The following is a 6914-nucleotide window of genomic DNA, read 5'->3' on the forward strand; positions in this document are numbered from 1 at the left end:
CACGCGCGTCTTTCATCAGGGTCCGAATCGATAACGATTCATTATGACCGTTTATAGTACCGCAAACTCTCCCCTTTATTTTTAACTGTAGTGCAGACAGAAACCGTAAACACCGGCGTTGACATGCCGGGGAAGCCCTTATAGTACAATAATTTTCGATATCCAAACTTACCCCAATTATCCGGATTCCAGCGACTAGCCTAAAAATGAGTATTAATACTATCAATAACTTAAGTGATACCAACTGTCTGAAGATTCCAAGGGCCAGTCTATTCATGTACGAGAATCTGGTGAAGCCATAATTAACTCCGATTGACTTCTGAAGTATTACTCACGTCGCCGCCATGATTGTGCTGATGGTAATGTAACGTAAACATAACCCCACCAATTAACAGCGTAATAGCGGCACTTTCCTGGAGATCCGGAATGCGCTGTGAATAGATAAAACCATATAGCAGCGCGAAAAGGGTTTCAAAAACCACCATCTGCCCTGTCAGTGATACCGGAAGACGCCGGGAACAGAGATTCCACGCCAGATATCCCAGCCATGAGGAGACCACGGCTAACATCATGTTCGTTATCCAAAAGAGCGTTTGGGTGTGTTCCGGTAACGACAAGTCAACTGCAGAAAACCTGAATATACTGGCGATGAGCCATAGCAGTACCGAAATACATCCCGTACACAGGCCTATCAGGAGAGACCACTGGTTACTGGTGTAAGGGAGTTTTTTCAGACAGCGGGAGTTCTCGACAGCGTAACGGCTCCAGCACAGTAATGCAGCGAAGGCACAAAGGATCCCCAGCATCTGCCGTTTTCCTTCTGTAACTTGGTGCGATGATGTTTGTATCGCATGCAGATTAATCAGCACCACACCAGCAATGATAGCCGTCATCGGCAGCAATAATTGCCTGAAGGGCGGAGCATGCTGGTCCCTGCGACCAAGCACCGGAACCATCACCGGAATTAAACCTATCACTAACGATGTCGCGGCAATACCGACCTGCTGTACGGCCACCGCGACGAGCAGAAAATAGAAAACATTGCTCATCAGCGAAAGACGGATTAGCGTCAGCAGATCGCGATGATGCCATACACGGGCAATGTTGCGCCATTGAGGTATAAGTAATATTGCCGCCAGTATCCCATAGGTAGCAAAGCGACCGCAGGTTAACAGCAGTGGTGAGATCTCGGGTAGCAGTACCGGTGGCAGGAAGATGAATCCCCAGCATGCGCCAGCGAGTACGCCAAATGTAATCCCTTGCTTCATGCTGACTCCTTCAATGCCCTTTCAGGTAATCTAGCCCCCGACTGGCGCTCACTCCACGACGACAAAAAATACTGCAGCCGCGGGCTTTTCGGCTGATGGAACAGTTGCGCCGGTGCTCCCTGCTCTTCAATGCAGCCATCGGCAAGAAACAGCACCCGATCGGAGACTTTAGCGGCAAACCCCATCTCATGGGTCACAATCATCATGGTCATACCATCATCGGCAAGATTGCGGATGACCTTTAGCACCTCCCCGACCAGCTCCGGATCAAGCGCTGAAGTCGGTTCATCGAACAGCATAATGGCGGGTTTCATGGTCAATGCCCGGGCGATGGCAACGCGCTGCTGCTGACCACCGGATAACATCGCGGGCCAGCTATCGGCTTTGTCTGCCAGACCAACCCGTGCCAGTTGCGTTTTCGCTTCGGAGTAGGCTGCTTCACGGGAGACCTTTTTAACCCGCCGCAACGGCGTGGCTACGTTATCGAGTACCGTCATATGCGGCCACAGATTAAACTGCTGAAAGACCATACAGACGTCGCGTAAAGCCTGACGGTTTTCCTTGTCGCTTAAACGCCGGCGTTTTTCCCCGCCGAGAGGTTCATAGCCGACGTTCTCGCCATTCACCAGAATGCTGCCGGAGCTATAATCTTCCAAAAAGTTAATACAGCGTAACAGCGTGGATTTACCCGACCCTGAGCCACCAATCACGCAGATGACTTCTCCGGGAGAAATGCTGACATCGATGCCACGTAGAACATGGTTTTCGCCATAATGTTTATTGAGGTTGTTAATCTCAATAGCATAATCACGCATAGTATTAACCTCGGCTTAATTGAGAATAAGAATAATGGCGCTCTATTTTATTACCCAGACGGGAGATACCGATCGCGATCCCCCAATAGACAATGGCCATTAAGGCGTAGATTTCAACCATCGCATAGGTCTGGTTAGCAATGGTCATGGCGGTATTGGTGAGTTCACCGACCGTAATAATGGATAGCACCGACGACTCTTTTACCAAAATGACGCTCTGGCCAATCAATGGCTGGATAATGCGCGCGAGCATTTGCGGCCAGACAATGAAAGTAAATATTTGCCATGGACTTAACCCCAGGTCTGCCGCCGCTTCAACTTGCCCACCTGAGACAGCATTGCGACCCGCACGAAATATTTCCGCAAAATAAGCGGAACCATAACATCCCAGGCACAGTACCCCGACCTGTTGCGCCTCGAGATTAATACCTATATAGGGTCCACCATAAAAGACTAAAAAGAGCTGCACCAGTAACGGCGTGCCGCGAAACACATTAATCCATGCATGATATATCACATTAAATAAAGCAGGTTTTTGTCTTTCGAGAAGAAAAAAACATAGCCCGATCGCCAGCCCCAGCAGGATACCGCCGAGACTCATTTTTAGGGTCATTAAAATACCGGCGGCAATGGCATCTTTATAGGTAAAAAGTATTTCAACATTCATTGTGCTAATACCCTTTGAGCCGAAGATGAGCGGTTTTTCTCTAACCTGGTGCCAACAATACTCAGCCCCCACGAGGTCAGAAAATAAAGGAGACCGCATGCCGTATAAAACTCCAGCGGCCGATAGGTGGTTGAGGCCAGCGTTTGAGTCACTCTCATCAACTCATGGACCGCCACCACCGAGACCAATGCCGAGTTTTTGATAATATCGATGGTTTCATTAATCAAAGCCGGCATCATGGCGCGCAACACCTGCGGCATCTGAATATAAAACAGCGTTTGCGCCGCTGAAAAACCAAAATCTCGTGCCGCTTCCAGTTGGCCTTTGGGCAACATTTTAAAGCCAGCCCGAAGAATCTCTCCTTGAAAGGCTGCGGTATTTAATGAGAGAGCCACAACCGCCGCCAGCAATGGTGAAAGCGTGATCCCTACTGTTGGCAAAGCATAAAATATTAATATCAACTGGACCAGTAACGGCGTTCCACGATAAAAACTGACATAGGTTTTGCAAAAACAACGCACGAGACGCCGCGGAGAGTTTAACCCCAGGCAAATTAACCAACCGAGGATCAATCCTATGACAATCGCGCTCAGCGATACAGCCAGAGTACTGAGCACGCCAATTAATAGCTGAGGGAAATAGGGAAACACCACTGAAATATCAAACATATTGCCCTCCAGTATCCATCAAATTAGTTTGCCGGGGTCGGAACTTGCTCAGGAACGGCCATAGAAAAACCCAGCCACTTCGTTTGTAGCTGCGCCAGTTTTCCCGATTTATTCAACTGCACAATGCCGTCGCTGATAAATTTGACCAGTGAGGCGCTATCCGCATCCTTTCTTCCGGCCCATGCGTACCAAGTGGCCGGGCCAAACGGTGGGCGTACAATTTCAAACGTATCACCACGGGTCTTTACCAACGGCGCGAGGTTCGGCAGCGATTGCACAACCGCATCAACACGGTGCGCCGCTAATGCCGCATAGGCTTCGTTATAATCAATAAAGGCTTTTATTTCTTTAACGCCGTGACCGGTGGTGGGTTTAAGTACCGATGCTTCATATTCTTTTAGCACCGCAATTTGCGGCGCCCCGGCCTGGCTGGCGACAATCATGCCCTGGAGATCTTTGGCGCTATTAATGCGGCTATCCCCTTTGCGTTTCAGAATGGCCACGCTGGCGTCAGAAAAGGGAGCGGTAAAAGCAAATTTTGCTTCACGATCGCGAGTGATGGTTAAAGAAGTTGCCACAAAGTCAAATCGTTTGCTTTCCAGGCCGGGCAAAATCCCCTGAAATGGAATATCCAGCTGAACCACTTTCACCCCGGGTAATCCTTTCATCACTTCCGTGAGAATATCTTTTCCCAGACCGACTATTTTGCCATCTTCAAGCATTTCAAAAGGGGCATAGCGCGCTTCGGTGGCAATCACTATTTCTTTTTTTTGCTTAATATCATCCAGTAAATCAGCCTGGGCCGTAGATATCAATAATGGTGAAAGTTGTAAGGCAGACATAGAAAGTAATAGCCACAGTTTATTTTTCATCAATGTTTCTCCGCGAGTTTGAATGACGATGATAATATTTATTCATTCGCTGAGCGGCGACAAACGGTGGTTTCTAACTGATAACTATTAGCACGGCTAATGGTGATTTTGGCATGAATAGTGCTTATTACAGGTTATTTAGCAAAAGAGAAACCGATGATGCAACGAAAACCAGGTTTGCCGTCTCTCGACGGTTTACGCTACTTTGATGCCGCAGCGCGCAATCTCAGTTTTACCCGTGCCGCGCAGGATCTTTTTCTTACTCAGAGTGCAGTAAGCCAAAAAATTCAATCGCTTGAGCAGCAACTTGGCTATCTGGTCTTTCACCGCACTCCCGCGGGACTACGCTTAACCCCGCAGGGTGAACAACTTTTTATCGGAGTGCGCCAGGCCTTTGCCATCCTCGAAACTACGTTGCACCAAACCGGTGAAGAAACCCTTGAGGGCACCATAAAGATTCGAGTTATGCCGTCCTTTGCCACCAAATGGCTGCTTCCCCGATTGCATCAGTTTTATGAGCAGTACCCTATCAGCCTGGAAATTGATGCCGATATGACGCCCGCCAATTTTAAATCTGACGCGGTCGATATCGCCATCACTCCTTTTTGGGTTGATGATAAAAATCTAATTCAACGGCATCTGTTCAACGATGTGATCTATCCCGTGATCAGCCCGGATTTGTTGAAAACACGGCATCTGCGCAGTTACAGCGAACTCTGTGGTTTGCGCTTACTGCATGATTCCATGCCGCAAAATGCCTATAGCACCCATTGGCGCTCCTATTTTGCCCGCCTCGGGCTCTATGACCTGAATGTCGAGGCGGGAACCGGATTTTCCCGCGCTGACCTCGTACTCCAGGCCGCCTGCGCCGGCCAAGGAATCGCCTTAAGCCGTCACTCTTTGTGTGCGATGGAAGTGAGCAATGGCGCACTGATTCGCCCTTTTACCGATATCGTCGAAGACGGACAGGTGTGGTTAACCTGCCCGCGTAATAATGAGAAACGGCCACGCGTTCAGGCGTTGATTAACTGGCTGACACAAGAAACCGCACGTCATATTGCAGAGCGAACGCAAATTCTCGGTGAATATACGCTGCATAAGGCCGGCTAATGACGGCAAATTAATAATCTCCGTTTGTAGCAAGATATCATTTTCCAGATGATGGCATCACGCCATTATCAACGACGGAGTTTATTATGAGCATGCCAGATATTATTGAATTAGCTAATGGGCAAAAAGTTAAAGGAACGTTCAGCTCCCATGAGATGCAGCGCCGACTGTCGGGATTACGGGCCACCATGGAAGCAGACAGCATTGATGCAGTTATTTTAACCTCGATTCATAATATTAATTACTACGGCGATTTTTTATATTGTAGTTTTGGTCGCCAGTATGCCTTGGTAGTGACACCGAGCCAGTCATTTTTAATTACCACCAATATCGATGGAGGTCAGGGATGGCGCCGCAGCTACGGTGCAAATATCGTTTACACGGACTGGCAGCGCGATAATTATTACCGTGCAGTACGTAAAGTGGTTCCTGATAATAGCCGGCGGATTGCACTGGAAGGCGATCATGTAACGATCGAACAGCGCGCTAAATTTTGCCATTACCTTTCTCAGACACAGTTTATTGATATTGCACCGGCGACGATGCGTATGCGCATGATTAAGTCTGCCGAAGAGATTGCGCTGATTAAAATTGGTGCTCAGGTCGCCGACCTCGGCGGCGCGGCATGCGTCGCAGCGATTGCCGAAGATGTTCCGGAGTATGACGTTGCCCTGGCAGCCACCTCGGCGATGACCCGGGAAATCGCGAAACGCTTGCCGCATATTGAATTGCGCGATACCTGGACGTGGTTTCAGTCTGGCCTGAATACCGACGGTGCTCACCATCCGGTGACGACCCGTCGCCTCAAGCAAGGGGATATTTTATCACTGAACTGTTTTCCCATGATTGCCGGCTACTATACCGCGCTGGAGCGTACACTGTTCCTCGGTCAGCCTAGCGATGAGCAATTGCGTCACTGGGAGATCAACTGTGAGGTGCACCGCCGTGGGCAGGCGCTCATTCGCCCTGGCGCCCGTTGTTGCGATATCGCCGCCTCGCTCAATGAAATTTATCGCGAGCATGACCTGCTGCAGTATCGGACTTTTGGCTATGGTCACTCCTTCGGCGTACTGAGCCACTATTATGGCCGCGAAGCCGGTTTAGAATTACGCGAGGATATTGAAACCGTTTTAGCGCCGGGAATGGTAGTCTCAATGGAACCGATGATCATGCTGCCAGAGAACATGCCGGGACACGGCGGTTATCGCGAACACGATATCCTGGTAGTCACCGAAAATGCAGCAGAGAACATTACCCATTTCCCTTATGGTCCTGAGCATAACATTATAGAAAAATAGCAGATAAGCATGCCTAATGTAGAATGCATCAATATATCAGCACCTTCTGGTGCTGATTATTTTGCCCGGCTTTGTAATATGAGCGTCATTATCTAAATTCAACAGGAAATAATGTGATGCTCTATCTTCCTCAGATCAGTTCAGTGGAAATGACTCTAAATCATTGATAGTGTTTTATTGTCATGGGCTTTGTTGAATAAATCAGATTTCGGGTAA

The 6914-nt window shown here is 48.8% G+C and carries 7 protein-coding genes; 2 read left to right on the top strand and 5 right to left on the bottom strand.

The window, feature by feature from the left end:
• Positions 1-302: 302 nt before the first annotated feature.
• Genes HMPREF3140_RS23660 through HMPREF3140_RS23680 form a run of 5 tightly spaced genes read right to left on the bottom strand, consistent with a single transcriptional unit; the run spans position 303 to position 4290 of the window.
• Positions 303-1268 carry a DMT family transporter gene (locus HMPREF3140_RS23660; protein WP_017901242.1) on the bottom strand — a complete coding sequence of 322 codons (966 nt, stop codon included), beginning with the start codon at positions 1266-1268 and terminating at the stop codon, positions 303-305.
• Complete coding sequence (locus HMPREF3140_RS23665; protein WP_017901243.1) at positions 1265-2083, bottom strand: amino acid ABC transporter ATP-binding protein; 819 nt, start codon at positions 2081-2083, stop codon at positions 1265-1267. Before HMPREF3140_RS23665 ends, HMPREF3140_RS23660 begins: the two co-directional genes overlap by 4 nt.
• Positions 2084-2087: 4 nt before the next feature.
• Positions 2088-2750 (bottom strand): amino acid ABC transporter permease, encoded by a 663-nt coding sequence (locus tag HMPREF3140_RS23670; protein WP_017901244.1) that lies wholly within the window; start codon positions 2748-2750, stop codon positions 2088-2090.
• Positions 2747-3418, bottom strand: coding sequence for an amino acid ABC transporter permease (locus HMPREF3140_RS23675; RefSeq protein ID WP_017901245.1), 672 nt, complete (start codon positions 3416-3418; stop codon positions 2747-2749). The genes HMPREF3140_RS23670 and HMPREF3140_RS23675 overlap by 4 nt, the downstream gene beginning before the upstream one ends.
• A gap of 23 nt (positions 3419-3441) precedes the next feature.
• Positions 3442-4290: a transporter substrate-binding domain-containing protein gene (locus tag HMPREF3140_RS23680; protein WP_004118155.1), complete on the bottom strand. Its 849-nt coding sequence runs from the start codon at positions 4288-4290 to the stop codon at positions 3442-3444.
• Between the two features lie 156 nt (positions 4291-4446).
• On the opposite strand from HMPREF3140_RS23680, the gene HMPREF3140_RS23685 reads away from it, so the two are divergent.
• Together HMPREF3140_RS23685 and HMPREF3140_RS23690 are read left to right on the top strand one after the other, a co-directional pair.
• Positions 4447-5400 carry a LysR substrate-binding domain-containing protein gene (locus tag HMPREF3140_RS23685; RefSeq protein ID WP_020481021.1) on the top strand — a complete coding sequence of 318 codons (954 nt, stop codon included), beginning with the start codon at positions 4447-4449 and terminating at the stop codon, positions 5398-5400.
• Positions 5401-5486: 86 nt separating this feature from the next.
• Entirely contained in the window at positions 5487-6698 is a 1212-nt protein-coding gene (locus HMPREF3140_RS23690) for a M24 family metallopeptidase (protein ID WP_017901247.1), read from the top strand.
• The last annotated feature ends 216 nt before the right edge of the window (positions 6699-6914 follow it).

Origin of the sequence: Klebsiella sp. HMSC16A12, assembly GCF_001808265.1 — a bacterium.
In the GTDB taxonomy this organism is placed as follows: Bacteria; Pseudomonadota; Gammaproteobacteria; order Enterobacterales; family Enterobacteriaceae; genus Klebsiella; species Klebsiella pneumoniae.

What these genes read in the sequence shown, in the direction of transcription:
- HMPREF3140_RS23675 (WP_017901245.1), bottom strand. Translation starts at nt 3,418, where the DNA reads ATGTTTGATATTTCAGTGGTGTTTCCCTATTTCCCTCAGCTATTAATT.
- HMPREF3140_RS23685 (WP_020481021.1), top strand. Translation starts at nt 4,447, where the DNA reads ATGATGCAACGAAAACCAGGTTTGCCGTCTCTCGACGGTTTACGCTAC.
- HMPREF3140_RS23690 (WP_017901247.1), top strand. Translation starts at nt 5,487, where the DNA reads ATGAGCATGCCAGATATTATTGAATTAGCTAATGGGCAAAAAGTTAAA.
- HMPREF3140_RS23670 (WP_017901244.1), bottom strand. Translation starts at nt 2,750, where the DNA reads ATGAATGTTGAAATACTTTTTACCTATAAAGATGCCATTGCCGCCGGT.
- HMPREF3140_RS23680 (WP_004118155.1), bottom strand. Translation starts at nt 4,290, where the DNA reads ATGAAAAATAAACTGTGGCTATTACTTTCTATGTCTGCCTTACAACTT.
- HMPREF3140_RS23665 (WP_017901243.1), bottom strand. Translation starts at nt 2,083, where the DNA reads ATGCGTGATTATGCTATTGAGATTAACAACCTCAATAAACATTATGGC.
- HMPREF3140_RS23660 (WP_017901242.1), bottom strand. Translation starts at nt 1,268, where the DNA reads ATGAAGCAAGGGATTACATTTGGCGTACTCGCTGGCGCATGCTGGGGA.